The sequence below is a fragment of the Acidisoma sp. genome, from assembly GCF_965199065.1.
In the GTDB taxonomy this organism is placed as follows: Bacteria; Pseudomonadota; Alphaproteobacteria; order Acetobacterales; family Acetobacteraceae; genus Acidisoma.
The window spans coordinates 868,280-882,831 of sequence record NZ_CBDAQN010000001.1 but is presented as its reverse complement, the minus strand read 5'-3'; the positions used below and the strand labels follow the sequence as shown (position 1 = coordinate 882,831).

Sequence of the window (14,552 nt, the reverse complement as noted above, 5' to 3'; positions counted from 1 at the left end):
GCGTATGGTGCCCGACACGCCTGCGAAACAGCTTGTCACAACGCGCTTGAAGACACCATCTGCCCGAGGTCGAGAGCGAGCCTCAGTGCATGCGCGGGCCCTTGAGCAGCCGGCGACGATCCACAGTCGCGATGGGCACGCGGATACGGCGGTGGTCTCTCTGGACTGACAGCGTCACCCGCGCGCCCGCAGGACCGCGCTCCCGCACCGAGCGCCAGAAGCCGGCAAGATCGGTCACGTCGTCGTCGTCGATCGCGAGCACCTGATCGCCCTGCCGGAGCCCTGCGTGGTCGGCCGGGCCGCCCTCGGCGACGCCGCCGATGACCACCCGCTCGTCATCCTCCATCGCATAAACCCCAAGCCAGGGCTGCGGCGGCCGGTTGACCTGACCATAGAGGCGCAGGTCACCGAGGATGGGCCGCAGCAGGTCGATCGGCACCACCATGTTCATGTCGAGGCGGTTGCCGCGGGCATCGCCCTGCTGAAGGCTCAGGGACCCAATGCCGACGAGCTTGCCACGTTTGTCGATGAGCGCGCCGCCGCCCCAGAACGGATGCGCGGGGGCGATGAAGATCGCGTCTTCGAGCAGATACTCCCAGTATCCCGCGAACTCCTGCCGCCCGACGACGCGGCTTTCAATCGCTCGGCGGCGGCCGCCTGCGGAGGCGAAGAGGACCGGCTCGCCCAGGGCCGCGCCCTCGCTATCGCCGAGTTCGAGTTTGGCGGCGGCGAGCTTGCCGAGCGGCTGGACGAGGCCGAAGCCGCTTTCGGCATCGAAAGCAAGGGCGTGGCCGGGCACGGAGCGGCCGTCGACGGTCGTGATCCAGACCTCCTCGGCTTCGGTGATGAGATAGCCGATGGTGAGGATGAGGCCGTCATCGCCAATGACGACCCCGGACCCCTCGCGTTCAGTGCCAAGAGCGGAAGCAGTGAAGGCATCCGCAGGCGCGGTCGCACGCAGGGCCACCACCGCCCCGAGGACGGCATCGAGGTTGAAGACGTAATTCGCAGGGTCCGGCTGAAGTTCGGCCGGGATGTTCCAGTCCTTTGGCATAGTCGGTCCTCCGCCTGGGCGCGACGCCGGTCGCGTTTCGGTTTGGTTCATGCTGGCCGGCGGTCGACGGAACGGCTCTGCCGTCCCCTCTGCCGCAGCTTAGATGGTTACGTCCTAACTTTGGCCCAAGGCGATAGATGATATGGGAAAGCCCTGTCGGGGCAAACCGGCGGTTCGGCCTTCGTGATGACGGACCGCTGCACCGGGGCGGTTGCGTGCCTGTTCCGAAGCGGAGTTGAGGGTTGCGGCTGTCAGCCGAGGCACGTAATCATGCGCGCCGGCAGGCCGGGTTAGCACAGTGGTAGTGCAGCGGTTTTGTAAACCGAAGGTCGGGGGTTCAAATCCCTCACCCGGCACCACAGTCCATGCGGCATGGGCGGGATCGGAACGGAGGGATGCCGGCGGCTCGATCCCAATCTGGACACCGGCGCGGCGCTTAACGCTCCGGAGGCGCTTGTCCGGGCCGAGCGACGGCGCAGCTCAATGCTTGATGAGCACCATATCTCTACTTGGCGCCTCCGGAAACGCCATTACGGTTCCTGTGGGCGCCTTGGCAAAGGCCTTGGCCTCCGTGCGGAAATTTGTCGGCTGATGTCTCGGCAACCGCCAGTCCGCAGGTATCGCGAAGACAACGGTGAGCGCTAGGAGCGCTATACCGATCCCGCGCAAGGGCAGGCTGCGATCACAGACGAGGCTCACCAGGACAGCGAGCCAGGCCGCGATGGGGTGGAAGTAATACCGCATGCCGATCCAGCCCTCCAATGCGACCCAGAGTGGCTGCACCGTCGTCAGGCCGTCGACCAGGCTGGTGCCGAATTCAAGCCCGGCGAAAATGAGAAAACTCCGGAGAATCCAGGGGCCGCGTAGGAAGGCGATGATCGCGAGCGTGAGGGCCGCCGCCATGATGCTCCCGCCCACGAGGCTGGCCGGCAGGCTGCCGTTGGACAGCCACCCCTGCCCCACCGACCAGTAGTCGTCGATCAGGGTTGTGCGCCCAAAAGCGGCAACGCCAAGAACGTTGACGACGACAATGTTGATGAGTCTTCCAAGGCTCCAGCCGATTCCGGGGCCCGCAACATCCCGGCTCGCATGATGCGCGACGATAAGGCTGATCTGAACCGCTGCCGTGGCCAAAACAACTGCCAGCCGCCAAAGCCGCCAGCGCTCGTGACGCAGCCACCACCACAGCAAGGCGACCGGCACCAGGAGTGGCGCGAACGGTCCACTTAGACCGCAGACGACAAGAGCGAGCGTGTCGAAAATTCTGGCCGGCCAAGTCTCGGCGCGCGCGGCGCAGAGAATGAGGAACGCGAGCAGCGAAAGATGCCACTGCGAATTGGTGACGTTGACGTAGACCTCCTTCATGCCGGGGATCGCAACCAGCAGCAGGGCGAGCGCCAGTCGGATCGCAAGCAATGGGATCGCCGCGGACATGCGTGACGACAACAGGAAAATGGCGGGTGCCGCCTGGAGCAGCAAAGCCGCGAAAGCAAAGATTTTCGGCGCGTCCGTGAGCGGTCTCAACAGGCTGAGCAACGCGACCAGCATCGAGATCGTCTGCAGATAGGAGGAATGGTCGAGGAAGAGGCAATGCCAGCCATGGGCGTAGCACTGCGGATACCAGACCCAGCCGTCCTCGGCCCAGAATTCGGCCCGAGAGATAACGGTTGGGCACCGTTGCCATATCAGAAATATGATGATGCACGCGCCCAGTGCGAGGAGAAGCCTGGGATGATGACGAAGCCGCTTGATCTTCCTGAGGTCTGCCGCTGTTCTGGGGTCTACCGACACCACGAAGTTCAGCCGGCGGTCCATAAGTGTCAGGCGAGTGTATAACTGGCGCTCATCCTGTCTCGGAGTTGCGCGTCCTGGAGGCGACGATAACCCTGAAGCCGGCGTTTGAAATTGGTCCACAATGGCACCCTTCAGGCCTTGCCAATTTTTGATCACAAGCCGGATTTCCGACAAGCCATCAATGACGGCCGTCGGCGGGATTAAGCTTTCGGGACGTACCGCCACGAGCCCGGGGCCCGCTGCTTCTTCAAGCGATCGCGCCCCTTGGACCTGAACCATAGGGCCGCTTGAACGGCCAATTTCGCATCCGCAGCCTCCGTTCGCTTCGAAGCGACGGCGCCCGCATTGGAAAACGCGGATTTTTCCAAACGCATCCCCGTCAATCGTTGTACGTCATCATTCTTTTTACGGGGTACAGCGTTTCCGTCGCGACCTCTAGGAAAGCGATGCTTCAGTAAAGGTCCCATGGATGCTCGCCCCTGCCTCGACGAAACATCAGTTTGCCGTCCTGGACGGCCTGCGTGGCTTCGGAGCCCTTACCGTCCTCGGCTTTCATCTCCTTCAGCAGCATGTCGAGGGGGCGCTGCCGTTCGCGGGCCTCGCCGTCGACTTCTTCTACATGCTGAGCGGCTTCGTCATGGCCTTCGCCTATGAGCAGAGGTTGCGCACCGGCACCATGGATCTGAAGTCCTTTGCCTGGATCCGGTTTGTGCGTCTCTATCCGTTGCTGTTCGTCGGCACCTCGACCGGCATCCTGTTTGGTTTCCTTGCCGCATCGGTCAAGCACGACGTGACCTTCCAGCAGATCGCCATCAGCGGCGTCCTCGGTCTGCTTCTGCTTCCATCCTATGTGTTCAGACAATGGGGCACCGCTTTCCCGTTCAACATGGCGCAGTGGTCGCTCACCTTCGAGGTCTTCGCGAATGCCATCTTCGCCGTCATCGCGCCGAGGCTCACGACGCGCCTTCTCATCGGGCTGGTCGCGGCGAGCGCCGCTCTGCTGATTGCGCTGGCACTCAAGAACGGCGACACCTACGCAGGGTTCAACCAGAACAACTTCGTCTTCGGCTTCGCGCGCGTCATGTTTCCCTTCTTCGCCGGCGTTCTCGTCTTCCGGTTCCGGCGCCGTCCGCGGCATGCGCCACTCATCGCCATCGGCCTCATGATCGCCCTGGTCGCCTTCATCATGGTCCCGGCATCGCATGCCGGCTTGCTGACGCTGCCCTACATCATCCTGCTGTTCCCCGCCGTCATCTTCCTCGGCGCGGCGGTCGACGTGGGTCCCAAGCTTTCGAACGCATTCCGCTTCCTCGGGACACTCTCCTACCCGCTCTACATCCTGCAGAGCCCCATCCTGCGCGCCGGCCAGGAAGTGCTGAAGCGCCGCCACTTCGGCCTGGAAGGCTCGATCGTCTTCGCGCTCATCGAGGCCACGATCGTGCTGGCCATCACCTATCTGGCACTGACGTATTACGACGTGCCGCTGCGGCGTCTCATCCGGGGCCGTACGACACAGCGCAAGCCCGCCCTGGTGGGCAGCGTTTAGGCTCAGACGTATTCCGCGATCTCGACCAGGTTGTCATCCGGGTCGCGAAGATAGACCGACCGGATTGGTCCGCTGGCGCCGGTGCGGGCCACCGGACCGAGTTCGATCGGGATGGCCCGCTCCCGCAACAGCTCGATGACCCGATCCATGGGCCGATCGGCAATAAGGCAGAAGTCGGCGCTGCCGGATGTCGGGCGCGCCGCACGCGGCAAGATCGGTTCCCCGCCTGCCTCGTGCAGGTTCAGCTTGTGCTGCCCGAACAGCAGCGCGACGCGCCCGTTCTCAAACCGCTGCTCCGTCAGGCCAAGGCCGCGGACGTAGAAATCCAACGTCCGGCCGAGATCGGCAACCGTGAGCACGAGATGGTCCAGTCGATCGATCATGGCGTCAGGGCCTCCCGCGGACCGCGTCTACGTGGTGCGGTGGTCCTCGGCCTCAAGCCCGGCTAGCCTGTGCCCGGAAAAGGAGTTCCGGATGCAAACCATCGCTCTTGGCATTCACGGCGGCTGCGGCGTCATGGCGCGCAGCGATCTCGACGAAGCCGGCTGGGCCGATGCCCGCGCCGAACTCGGCCGCGCGCTGCAAGCCGGGTGGGACGTGCTGCGGGCGGACGGCAGCGCTGTCGCCGCCGTCGAAGCCGCGGTCGTCGTGATGGAGGACAGTCCTCATTTCAACGCGGGCTTCGGGGCCGCGCTCAATGCCGATGGCCAGGCCCTGCTCGATGCCGCCATCATGGATGGGGCGACACTCGCGGCCGGCGCCGTCAGCGCGGTGCCTTGCAGCCGCAACCCCGTGCGCGTCGCGCGCGCGCTCATGGAGGCGGGTGAGAGCGTCATGCTCACCGGCTCCGCCGCCGACCGTTTCGCCGAGACCAACGGCTTGGCCGTGATGGACCCTGGGTATTTCGTGACCGACCGGCAGCGGCAAGCGCTCGCCCGGATGCAGGCGCATCGTGCGGCGGGCACCGACCGCCTCGCCAGCGAAGCCGAAAAGCACGGAACCGTCGGCGCGGTCGCGCTGGACGCGGCCGGCCACCTTGCCGCCGCGACATCCACCGGCGGCTTCACCAACAAGCCCGTAGGCCGCATCGGCGACTCCCCGATCATCGGTGCCGGCACCTACGCGCGGGATGGCGCCTGCGCCGTTTCCGGCACCGGCGCGGGGGAGTTCTTCATCCGTCATGTGGTGGGGCATGAGATTGCCAGCCGGATGCGCTATCTCGGCGAGGACATCGCCGCCGCCGCGAACCGCGTGGTGATGGATGATCTCGCCCCATACGGCATCGGCGCGGGGCTCGTCGCCATCGACAGCCTGGGCCGCGTGGTGACACCTTACAACACGCAGGGGATGTTCCGCGGCTGGGTGACGCCCGACGGAACCTTCCACGTCGGCACCCATGATGAGATTTACGTGCTGAACGGGTAGCGGATTTCCAGCACCTCGATCCGCTCCGGGCCGTGCGGCGTTCGCACCGTTACCTCATCGCCGCGGGTGGCCCGCAGCAGTGCGAGCGCCATCGGCGAGGCGATGCTGATCTTGCTCTCCGTCATGTTCGCCTCATCGACGCCGACGATCGTCACGCTCAGCGTTTCGTCCCGCTCGTTGGCGAACGTCACCGTTGCCCCGAAGAAGACGCGGTCGCGTTTGGTCTGCGCCGCGGGGTCGACGACCTCGGCGTGGGCCAGCCGCCGGGTGAGGAACCGCAGCCGGCGGTCGATCTCCCGCAGGCGGCGCTTGCCCTCCTTGTAATCGGCGTTCTCGCTGCGGTCGCCGTTGCCCGCTGCCCAGGAGACGATCTCCACAACGCGGTGCCGTTCGGTGCGACGCTCCGCCAGTTCCGCCTCCAGGCGGGCATGCCCTTCCGGCGTCATGTAGAATTTGCCGCCAGGAAGCTTCGGCGGCCCGTCGTCCTCCTCGTCATCCGGGTCGAGCGCCATCTATTTGAGCACACAACGGTCCGTGAGGTAGAAGCCGCCGGTACTCGATGCGACATGCATGTCGAGCCTGCCGGTCCGGCGGTCGAAGTCATAGTAGTGCAGTGTCTTGTCTTCCCATAGAATGCGCTCGTCGGTGACTTGCGCCGGAACCTGATCGACCGTCCCGTGGGCGAGGTCGACCGGGATGTCCCACGTCGCGCCGCTCGTCGTGTTCGTGCACTGAAGCGCCGCCGGAGCGGCACCGGGTGGCGACGATGGTGCGGCGTCCGCCACACCGGCCAGCCGGAAGCCGAACACCACACTGCACAATACCCAAGCCGCGCGCCCGCCAGACCTAGCCATGCCTCACCCGCCTCTTGCGGCGCCTGCTTCAAGCGCCTCGCCGACCGAGCATAATGCCTCCGGCCGAGAGGTCCATCCACGGGGAGAGATTGGACGCGGCGGCCCCGCGCAGGCATGGTCCGCCGTCGTCAGAAAGGAGAGTGCAGGCTTGGACAGCATGGCCGTCCGTTTCGATCCCGGCCGGCTCGACGTGCGCGTGGGCCTTGCGAGCGACCGCGGCCCCCGCGCCGACAACCAGGATTTCGCCCTGGCCTACCTCGGCACGCGCGAAAGCCGGCACAGCGAGGGCGTGATCGCCGCCATCGCCGACGGCGTCTCCGGCACCTCGGGCGGACGCGTGGCCGCGGAACTCGCCGTCCGCGGCTTCATCGACGGATTTCTTGCCCAGAGACCGACGCTCGCCGTCCCGCAGGCGGCTGCCGCCGCGCTCAAGGCCATCTCGGACTGGATCGAGGCCCAGGGCCGGACGGATGACAAGCTCTCGCAGATGGCCACCACCTTCACGGCGCTCGTCCTCCGCGGGCGTCGCGCCTACGGCATCCATATCGGCGATTCGCGCCTCTACCGCCTCTCCGGTGGCCAGCTCACACAGATGACGACCGACCATCACCTCAATCCGAAGGTGCTCAGCCGGGCCATCGGCCTCGCCGGGGGAACCCGTGCGGATTATTGCGACGAGCCCGCGGCCCCCGGCGATCGCTTCCTGCTGACCAGCGACGGCATCCACGGTCCGCTGTCGGCAAGACGCATCGCTCAGATCCTCCGGCTGCGGGAAGCGCCGGACGAGACTGCCCAATCCCTCGTCACCGCCGCGCTCGAAGCCGGAGGACGCGACAACGCAACCGCCCTCATCGTCGACGTGCTTGAAATCCCGGCGGCGAACAGGGCCGATCTCGCGGCCGGGATGGCCGGATTGCCGATAGGACCGCTGCCGGAACCGGGCTCGCTCGTCGATCAGTACGAACTCGACGCCATCCTGTCGGATGGGCCGATGAGCCGGCTGTTCCGCGCGACCGACCGCGCCACGGGCCGGACCGTGGTGGTCAAGTTTCCGGACCCCGACCTTGCCCGCGCGCCGCTTGTCCGCGCAGCCTTCCTCCGCGAGGCCTGGATCACGACGCGTCTGCGAGGACCCTGGCTTGGCCAGGCGCCCGAGCCGGAACCCGCCCGCCAGACGCGGCTCTACTCGGTGATGACCTACTATCCAGGCGAGACGCTGGAACACCGCCTTGGCCGCAAGCCCCGGATCGCACTCGACGAAGGTCTCGCCATCGCCGTGACGCTCGCCAAGGCCACAGCCTCGCTGCATCGATCGGGGATCATCCATCGCGACATCAAGCCCAGCAACGTGATGCTGCAGCCCGACGGGGTCGTGCGGCTGATCGATTTCGGCCTGGCGCGGGTGCCAGGCATCGAGGAGGACGAGCCGATCGACCCCGCCGGCGTGCCGGGCACGCCAAGCTACATGGCGCCAGAGCTCTTCACCGGCCTCAATCGCGGCGACGCCGAAACGGATGTCTATGCGCTGGGCGTCACGCTCTACCGCATGTTCAGCGGGGACGCGTTCCCCTACGGAGAAAACAAAAGCTTCTCGCCGCCACGCCAGACAACGCCGACGCCGCTCACCCGGCACCGTTCGGACCTGCCAGCCTGGCTCGATGGGGTCATCCTACGCGGGGCGGCGCTGGCGCGGGAGGACCGTTTTCCCGACGCGATCGATCTCGTGCTGGCGCTCGAGACGGGCGAGAGTTTCCGCCCGGTGCGGGCCAGACGCTCGTTCTACGACCGCAACCCGCTGCTGTTCTGGAAGATCGTGAGCGCTGCCCTGGCACTCGCGGTCATCGGGCTGCTGGTGTTCCGGATTTAGAATGAGCCGGGCCAGTCTGCGGGAACTTTGATCCACGGCGCTGGCTTCCTCGGCTTGGCTTAACATAAGCTGCCAGCCTGACCGGCAGCGGCCCGTCAAGAGGCGCCGAGGGGTCAAGGCCACCTCAGGAGAACCGTCGTGACCACTTATACCTTCGTCCCAAACGCGACCACGCAGTTCGCGAACTGGGACGACCCTACTGCCTGGTCCGGTATGGTCGTTCCGAATGCGGCCGATGCGGACGTGGTCTTCCCGCTGACAACCGTGCCATCGACCGGGTCCGTCTACACCTCCTTTGTCACAATCAGTACGACCGAATCCTACATGACGCGTTCCATCACGGATATGGACGCCTATTTGGAGATCAACGGCACCCTGTCCGTCTCCGGCGCGGTCAGCTTGGGCGCAGAATCCGAGATCGACCTCGGCGGTGGAAGCCTGTCCTTCGGGTCCCTGACCAGCGCCGGCTACGATATCCAAGGGTCGGGCGAGGTGACCACCACGGGCACGCTCACCAACACGCAGAGCATCATCGGCTCGGGCCTGACGATCACCGCGGCCAGCCTGCTCAACCCGGGCACGCTGATCGCCGAAGGCATCATGACGATCACGCTGACCGGCAGCAATGCGAACTCCGATTTTGTCGGCGGCGTACTTACCGGCGGCGTCTACGAGGTGGTCCAATCCGGCGCGTTGATCCTGGATACCGGCGCCCCTATCACCTCGATTGGCGCGACGGTTGAGGTGGCCGGCGATTCTACGACTTCGGGTTACGGTGACATCCAAAGCTACGACCCCACGACGGCCAGCACGCTGCCGCTCCGCCAGACGCTGCACTCTGTGTTGCCGTCCGGCCAACTCGTCGTCCAGGGCGGTGACTACACGACCAGCCAAGCCCTGACCGACGCGGGATCTGTTTTGCTCCAGACCGGCACGCTTTCGACCCCCGATCTGACGATCACGGCATCGGGGAAGGTTACCGGCACCGGGTCCGTGGGCGGTCCGATCCAGAACAACGGCATGATCGAGGCTGGCCCTACGACGGTCGCGCAGACGGGACCTTCGACGCTCGTGCTCAGCGGCGCCGTAACCGGGACTGGGACCCTCGTCGTCGCTCCCTATGCGAGCGACCTCTATGTCTTTGCCACCAACGCCCAGTCGACGCTCGAACTGGCCGGGCCGGATACCGAGGACGTTAGCTTTAGCGACGGCACAGGCACGCTCGTTCTCAACAACCCTGGGGCGTTCGATGGAACCATCGCGGTAATGCCCACAACCACCGTTACCGAAGGGATAGCCCCTTTTCACAGTACGACGGCGTCCTACAACGACACGGTGATCCTGACCGGCATCGCTTTCCCGTCGGTGACCGCGACCAGCTTCACCGCTTCGGCGACCGGGGGCGCTCTGACGATCCAGGAAGGTGCCGCGCAGCAGGTCTTAAACTTCACGGGCAGCAACCTGACCCTGGCAAGCTTCGCCCTGGCCGCGGGTCCGCAGGCGCTCTCCACCTCGCCGCCCAGCCTCAGCATCGTGGTCACTCTGCCGCCAGTCACAGCCGCTCCCACCGTGTCCGGTGCGGGAAGCGGGACGACCGTCGACACGGCGACACCACCTGCTACGGTCACGGGGGCATCGGGCAACGTCACCGTTGCCGGCAGCACGGGCTCGCTCAACTTTATCGGGGGCACCGGCGCGGCGACGGTCATGGGCGGCGCCGGTAACACCACACTGTTCGGCTCCACAGGCGACGCCAACAGCGTCCTCACCGGCGGCTCCGGCACCAACATCCTGGTGGCGGGGTCAGGCAGCGGAGCCTCGACCCTCATCGGCGGTTCCGGCACCACGACCGAATTCGGCAAGGGCAGCGGTCCGGTGGAGTTCGTGGCGGGCGCGAACGGCAACACAACGATGGCGGGCCAGTTTGGCACAGGCGTCGAGACCTTCTTCACGGCCCCTGCAACAACGGCGCTCATGGCGCTCAACGGGGCGGCGGACACGGTTGTCGGCGGCACCGGCCATTCCACGGTCATCGGCGGTGCGGGTCCGGACGTATATGGGTTCCTCAACGGGCACGCCGGCGGCACGGAAGCGATCGAGGGGATAAAGGCGAACGACATACTCGTTTTCGGCGGCTACACGAGCTACCCGATCGCGGATGAGGGCGTAATCAACGGCTCCGACACCATTACGCTCACGGACGGCACCTCGATCACGTTGGTCGGCTTCGGACACAAGGTCTTCTAGGCGCCAGCGGACGGTGCATCGCCTTGATTTACTGGAGGTCATGGCTGGAAGAAACGGAAACACCCATCAACGGAAAGGGGCGGCCAACCGGCCGCCCCCTCTGTCACGAGACTGACCTCAGACCGTCGTCGTTTCGGATTCAGGAACCGGCACGCGGGAACCGTCGCCGTAGAGCGCATAGGCCTCTTCGCCATGTACGGCGTCGTCACCGATCCGGAGCATCGCGTCCGGCATCCGCAGCGGCGTGATGAAGGATATGATCTTCAGGATGATGAAGGTGCCGATCACGTTCAGCACGATGATGAACAGCGCGCCTTCGATCTGCAGGATGAACTGGTGGAGGCTGCCGGTCACGCTGATGCCCGGCGCGTCCTTGTCGGTGCCGACATATTCGATCATCGCCGGGTCGGCGAGCAGGCCCGTCAGCAAGCCACCGACCACGGCGGCGACGCCATGGGTATGGAACACGCCCAGGGTGTCGTCGACCCGCCGCATCAGGCGCGTCTTGGCGAAGATGTTCATGCTGAACCAGGGCAGGATGGCGGCGGCGATGCCGATGATGATGGCGCCCCAGCCGTTCACGTAACCGGCGGCGGGCGTGATGCCGACCAGGCCGGCGATCAGGCCGTTGACCGCGCCGATGACGGAGGGTTTGCCGTAACGGAAGTAGTCCATCATCGTCCAGACGAGCAGGCAGACGCAGGAGGCGATGTTGGTGTTGAGGATGGCGGCGCCGGCGTCGGCGTTCGCGAAGTAGGGGTCGCCGCCGTTGAAGCCGTTCCAGCCCAGCCACAGGATGCCGGCGCCCGCGAGGGTGATCAGCAGGCTGTTCGGCTCGAAGCTGTCACGGTCGCGCGCGAGCCGGGGCCCGACAAGCGCGGCCGCCACGAAGCCCGAGGTCGCGGCCGAGAGATGGATGACGTAGCCACCGGAGAAGTCCACCACGCCGCGGACGGCGAGCCAGCCGCCGCCCCAGAGGCTGAACGCGCCGATGGTGTAGATGAAGGTCATCCACAGCGGCACGAAGATCATCCAGGCCTTGAAGCTCATGCGCCCGAGGACGGCGCCGGCAAGGATGATGACGGTGATCGCGGCGAAGACGAACTGGAAGTAGACCATCGTCGACATGCCGAAGGCGAGCGGCGGCATGCCCCCGGCAGCGGCCGGTATGATGGCCTCGCCTTGCTCGAAGGCCGCGGAGAGGATTGATTTGGGGATGCCGAGAAACGGGAACCATTGCGGGCCGAAGGCCATGCTGTAGCCCCACAGAGCCCAGACGACCATCACCGCCGCAAACGCATACATCGCCATGAAGGCCGAGTTGATGGCCCACTTCTTCTTGACGACACCGCCATAGAAGATAACGAGGCCAGGCACGCTCTGCAGGGCGACGAACGTTGCCGCCGCCAACTGCCAGGCGTTGTCGCCTGAGTCGAGCCATTTTGGTGAAGGAATAAGCACGTCGATACCCCCCGGTTGGTTAGCCAGCTAAACACCATCTCTGGTCCCTGACGGGCGAAACGGTCACCCCGATGGACCTGCGGCCAAGTCCTCGACTTCGCCCGCACGTTTCAGTGAACGATGGGGAATATTCTTTCCCCTCAGTCACCTAACGCTTTCCATAGGGATCGGACCCATGACTTGACAGACGACCGAGCAAGATCGGTGCCAAGCTTGGCTTGCGGAAATGACTCGGATCATTTTTCTGGCGTGCCTTTGGATTGAAACGCCCGGCGCACCTGCTGATGATCGCCCGTTCGTGGAACGGAGGAGCGTCGCTGCCCAAAGAGGCAAAGGTTACGCACGAATTACCGAAACATTTCCGCCCAACAAATGAACAGACGGGCTAAAAATAACTCAAAACGGCGTCAGGCTGATCCGGCGTGACGTTGCTCGCAGGTTCTGGAGAGGCTCACGGTCCGGCGCTGCTTCAACTTCATTTTTCTTATCGTTTGTGAAACGTCTTCGGTCGTCCTAACCTGGGTGCGTCTGGAAGGTCGGGTGAAGTGGAAGCGATAGATGGTGTTGCGCCTCGCCGGGTACGGGGCGCGCTTTGGACGACCGCCCTTGTGATTGGCATAGCGACCTCTGGCTATGTGCTGCTGGAACTCGTCATTGCCCTCAGCGCCCAGGGCGAGCCGACAGGCGGCGTCGCACCCTTCACGGGCGCGCAACTCGTCTATCCGATGTGGTATGACGCGCCTGAGTTCTGGGATGCCGTGCGGGCGGCAGCGATCGCCTACCCTGTGGCTGCCGTCTTCTATGGCTTGGGCAAGCTGTCGCGCGTTCTCGGGCAGCGGCATCCCACTGAACAGCAGCGTCTGCCGACGCATGCGCCGGGTGGGCAGAGCGTCGAAGCTGACGAACCGGAGATACCGGCGATTGAGACAACCGGTGACCTCTGCGTGGTGAGCGCGGAGCGGCGTATCGAGCACATCACGCCGCTCACGGCGCGGCTGTTCGGCCTGACGCCGCAGGACATGCTGGGCAACTCGCTCGAGCTTTTCCTTTCGCCCGGCGACCTTCCGAAGCTCGACGCGCTCGTAGCGTCGGCGTTTTCTGACCGGGCCCGCGCCTCAGCGGTCACCCTCGGCATCCTCATCGACGAGGCCGTCGTCGCACCAGTGGACATGACCTGCAGGCCTGCCGAGGCAGACGGCACGGCCAGCCCCGGCGCGGCAGTCCTCACCATCAGGCTCGTCTCCGAGCGTGGACGGCTCGATGATCAGCTGGCGGCGCTCTGGTATTGAGACGCCGGGGTTGCGGATCACGGGCGGGATGAAAGCCGTCGCTTCACCTTTGTTCGCAGGAAAGTGAGTTCATCGCGGAGCCGGGCCGGGTGGCGCCATATGTCCGAAGGGCCAGTTTCTGCCGATGAGCGCTGCGTGCTTCTCGCTCAAAGAGACCTTGTCCTTCATGTGTGGCCGCTTCTCCTCCACCCTTTCAGCAGAGTTCATCCGGCGGCTGTTCGGCACGGAGGGAGACGTGCCTAATCTCGGCCCTTCCTGGAACCTTGCACCATCCCAGGACGCCCTTGTGGTCCGGCGCCATCCGGAAACGGGCGTCCGGCGGATCGATGCGCTGAAGTGGGGCCTCGTGCCTCATTTCACGAAGGACCTGAAAGAGGCGCGCAAGCCGATCAATGCGCGCGCCGAGTCCGTCGCCTCTTCCGGCATGTTCCGCAGCGCTTTCTTCGCCCGGCGCTGCATCGTGCCGGCTGGCCTGTTTTATGAATGGCGGAAGGTCGGCTCTGGCAAGCAGCCCTACGCGATTGCACGCGTCGATCAGGCTCCGCTGGCCTTCGGCGGCATCTGGGAAGGCTGGCGATCGCCCGAAGGCGAGGTTGTCCGCAGCTTCGCGATCATCACCACCGGCGCCAACCGGGAGATGAGCGTGCTTCACGACAGGATGCCACTGGTGCTTGAGGAAGCCGACTGGCGGCTATGGCTGGGCGAGGACGCCGGTGATGCGGGAGCGCTGTTGCGGCCCGCGCCGGACGGCACGCTACAGGCTTGGCCGGTTTCGCCCCGTGTCAACAGTCCTCGGAACAACGATGCCGGGCTGCTCGAACCGATGATACTGGCGACCGAGGGCGGAGGACCAAACCCCGCCTAGCTGCCAAAACGATCGGGCGATGGATTGAAGTCGCTGGTATCCCGTACCGGATTCGAACCGGTGTTGCCGCCGTGAGAGGGCAGCGTCCTAGGCCTCTAGACGAACGGGACCGCGCGTCCGCGCCAATCGCGCGGTGCGGTTCTATTAGTG

General features: G+C 65.2%; 12 protein-coding genes and 2 tRNA genes. 7 read left to right on the top strand and 7 right to left on the bottom strand.

What is annotated here, in order from left to right:
• Positions 1-82 precede the first annotated feature (82 nt).
• Positions 83-1,054, bottom strand: coding sequence for a S1C family serine protease (locus tag ACOEQ1_RS04145; RefSeq protein WP_419757956.1), 972 nt, complete (start codon positions 1,052-1,054; stop codon positions 83-85).
• A 284-nt stretch (positions 1,055-1,338) separates the two neighbouring features.
• On the opposite strand from ACOEQ1_RS04145, the gene ACOEQ1_RS04140 reads away from it, so the two are divergent.
• Positions 1,339-1,413: transfer RNA gene (locus ACOEQ1_RS04140), tRNA-Thr, on the top strand.
• A gap of 121 nt (positions 1,414-1,534) precedes the next feature.
• Here the strand turns inward: ACOEQ1_RS04140 and ACOEQ1_RS04135 are convergent.
• Positions 1,535-2,869: a hypothetical protein gene (locus ACOEQ1_RS04135; protein ID WP_419757955.1), complete on the bottom strand. Its 1,335-nt coding sequence runs from the start codon at positions 2,867-2,869 to the stop codon at positions 1,535-1,537.
• A 448-nt stretch (positions 2,870-3,317) separates the two neighbouring features.
• Between ACOEQ1_RS04135 and ACOEQ1_RS04130 the strand changes: the two genes are divergently transcribed.
• Complete coding sequence (locus ACOEQ1_RS04130; protein ID WP_419757954.1) at positions 3,318-4,394, top strand: acyltransferase family protein; 1,077 nt, start codon at positions 3,318-3,320, stop codon at positions 4,392-4,394.
• Between the two features lie 2 nt (positions 4,395-4,396).
• Here the strand turns inward: ACOEQ1_RS04130 and ACOEQ1_RS04125 are convergent, their stop codons facing one another.
• A complete protein-coding gene (locus ACOEQ1_RS04125) occupies positions 4,397-4,777 on the bottom strand; it encodes a VOC family protein (RefSeq protein ID WP_419757953.1) in 381 nt (126 codons plus the stop codon).
• Between the two features lie 91 nt (positions 4,778-4,868).
• Here ACOEQ1_RS04125 and ACOEQ1_RS04120 point away from each other — a divergent pair, with 91 nt between their 5' ends.
• On the top strand, positions 4,869-5,819 hold the full coding sequence (locus ACOEQ1_RS04120; protein ID WP_419757952.1) for an isoaspartyl peptidase/L-asparaginase family protein: 951 nt from the start codon (positions 4,869-4,871) through the stop codon (positions 5,817-5,819).
• On the opposite strand, the gene greB is transcribed toward ACOEQ1_RS04120, so the two are convergent.
• Positions 5,801-6,331, bottom strand: coding sequence for a transcription elongation factor GreB (gene greB / locus ACOEQ1_RS04115; protein WP_419757951.1), 531 nt, complete (start codon positions 6,329-6,331; stop codon positions 5,801-5,803). The two genes, ACOEQ1_RS04120 and greB, sit on opposite strands and share 19 nt — an antisense overlap.
• Positions 6,332-6,673, bottom strand: coding sequence for a hypothetical protein (locus tag ACOEQ1_RS04110; protein ID WP_419757950.1), 342 nt, complete (start codon positions 6,671-6,673; stop codon positions 6,332-6,334).
• A gap of 157 nt (positions 6,674-6,830) precedes the next feature.
• On the opposite strand from ACOEQ1_RS04110, the gene ACOEQ1_RS04105 reads away from it, so the two are divergent.
• Both ACOEQ1_RS04105 and ACOEQ1_RS04100 read left to right on the top strand, forming a co-directional pair.
• Positions 6,831-8,540, top strand: coding sequence for a bifunctional protein-serine/threonine kinase/phosphatase (locus ACOEQ1_RS04105; RefSeq protein ID WP_419758636.1), 1,710 nt, complete (start codon positions 6,831-6,833; stop codon positions 8,538-8,540).
• A gap of 138 nt (positions 8,541-8,678) precedes the next feature.
• Positions 8,679-10,787, top strand: a complete 2,109-nt coding sequence (locus ACOEQ1_RS04100) for a beta strand repeat-containing protein (RefSeq protein WP_419757949.1) — start codon at positions 8,679-8,681, stop codon at positions 10,785-10,787.
• A gap of 117 nt (positions 10,788-10,904) precedes the next feature.
• Here ACOEQ1_RS04100 and ACOEQ1_RS04095 read toward each other — a convergent pair whose 3' ends face one another.
• Positions 10,905-12,248 (bottom strand): ammonium transporter, encoded by a 1,344-nt coding sequence (locus ACOEQ1_RS04095; RefSeq protein ID WP_419757948.1) that lies wholly within the window; start codon positions 12,246-12,248, stop codon positions 10,905-10,907.
• Between the two features lie 608 nt (positions 12,249-12,856).
• Here ACOEQ1_RS04095 and ACOEQ1_RS04090 point away from each other — a divergent pair.
• Together ACOEQ1_RS04090 and ACOEQ1_RS04085 are read left to right on the top strand one after the other, a co-directional pair.
• A complete protein-coding gene (locus ACOEQ1_RS04090) occupies positions 12,857-13,537 on the top strand; it encodes a PAS domain-containing protein (protein ID WP_419757947.1) in 681 nt (226 codons plus the stop codon).
• A gap of 124 nt (positions 13,538-13,661) precedes the next feature.
• Positions 13,662-14,402, top strand: a complete 741-nt coding sequence (locus tag ACOEQ1_RS04085) for an SOS response-associated peptidase (RefSeq protein WP_419757946.1) — start codon at positions 13,662-13,664, stop codon at positions 14,400-14,402.
• 34 nt (positions 14,403-14,436) lie between these two features.
• Here ACOEQ1_RS04085 and ACOEQ1_RS04080 read toward each other — a convergent pair.
• Positions 14,437-14,512 (bottom strand) — tRNA-Glu (locus ACOEQ1_RS04080).
• Positions 14,513-14,552: the final 40 nt, after the last annotated feature.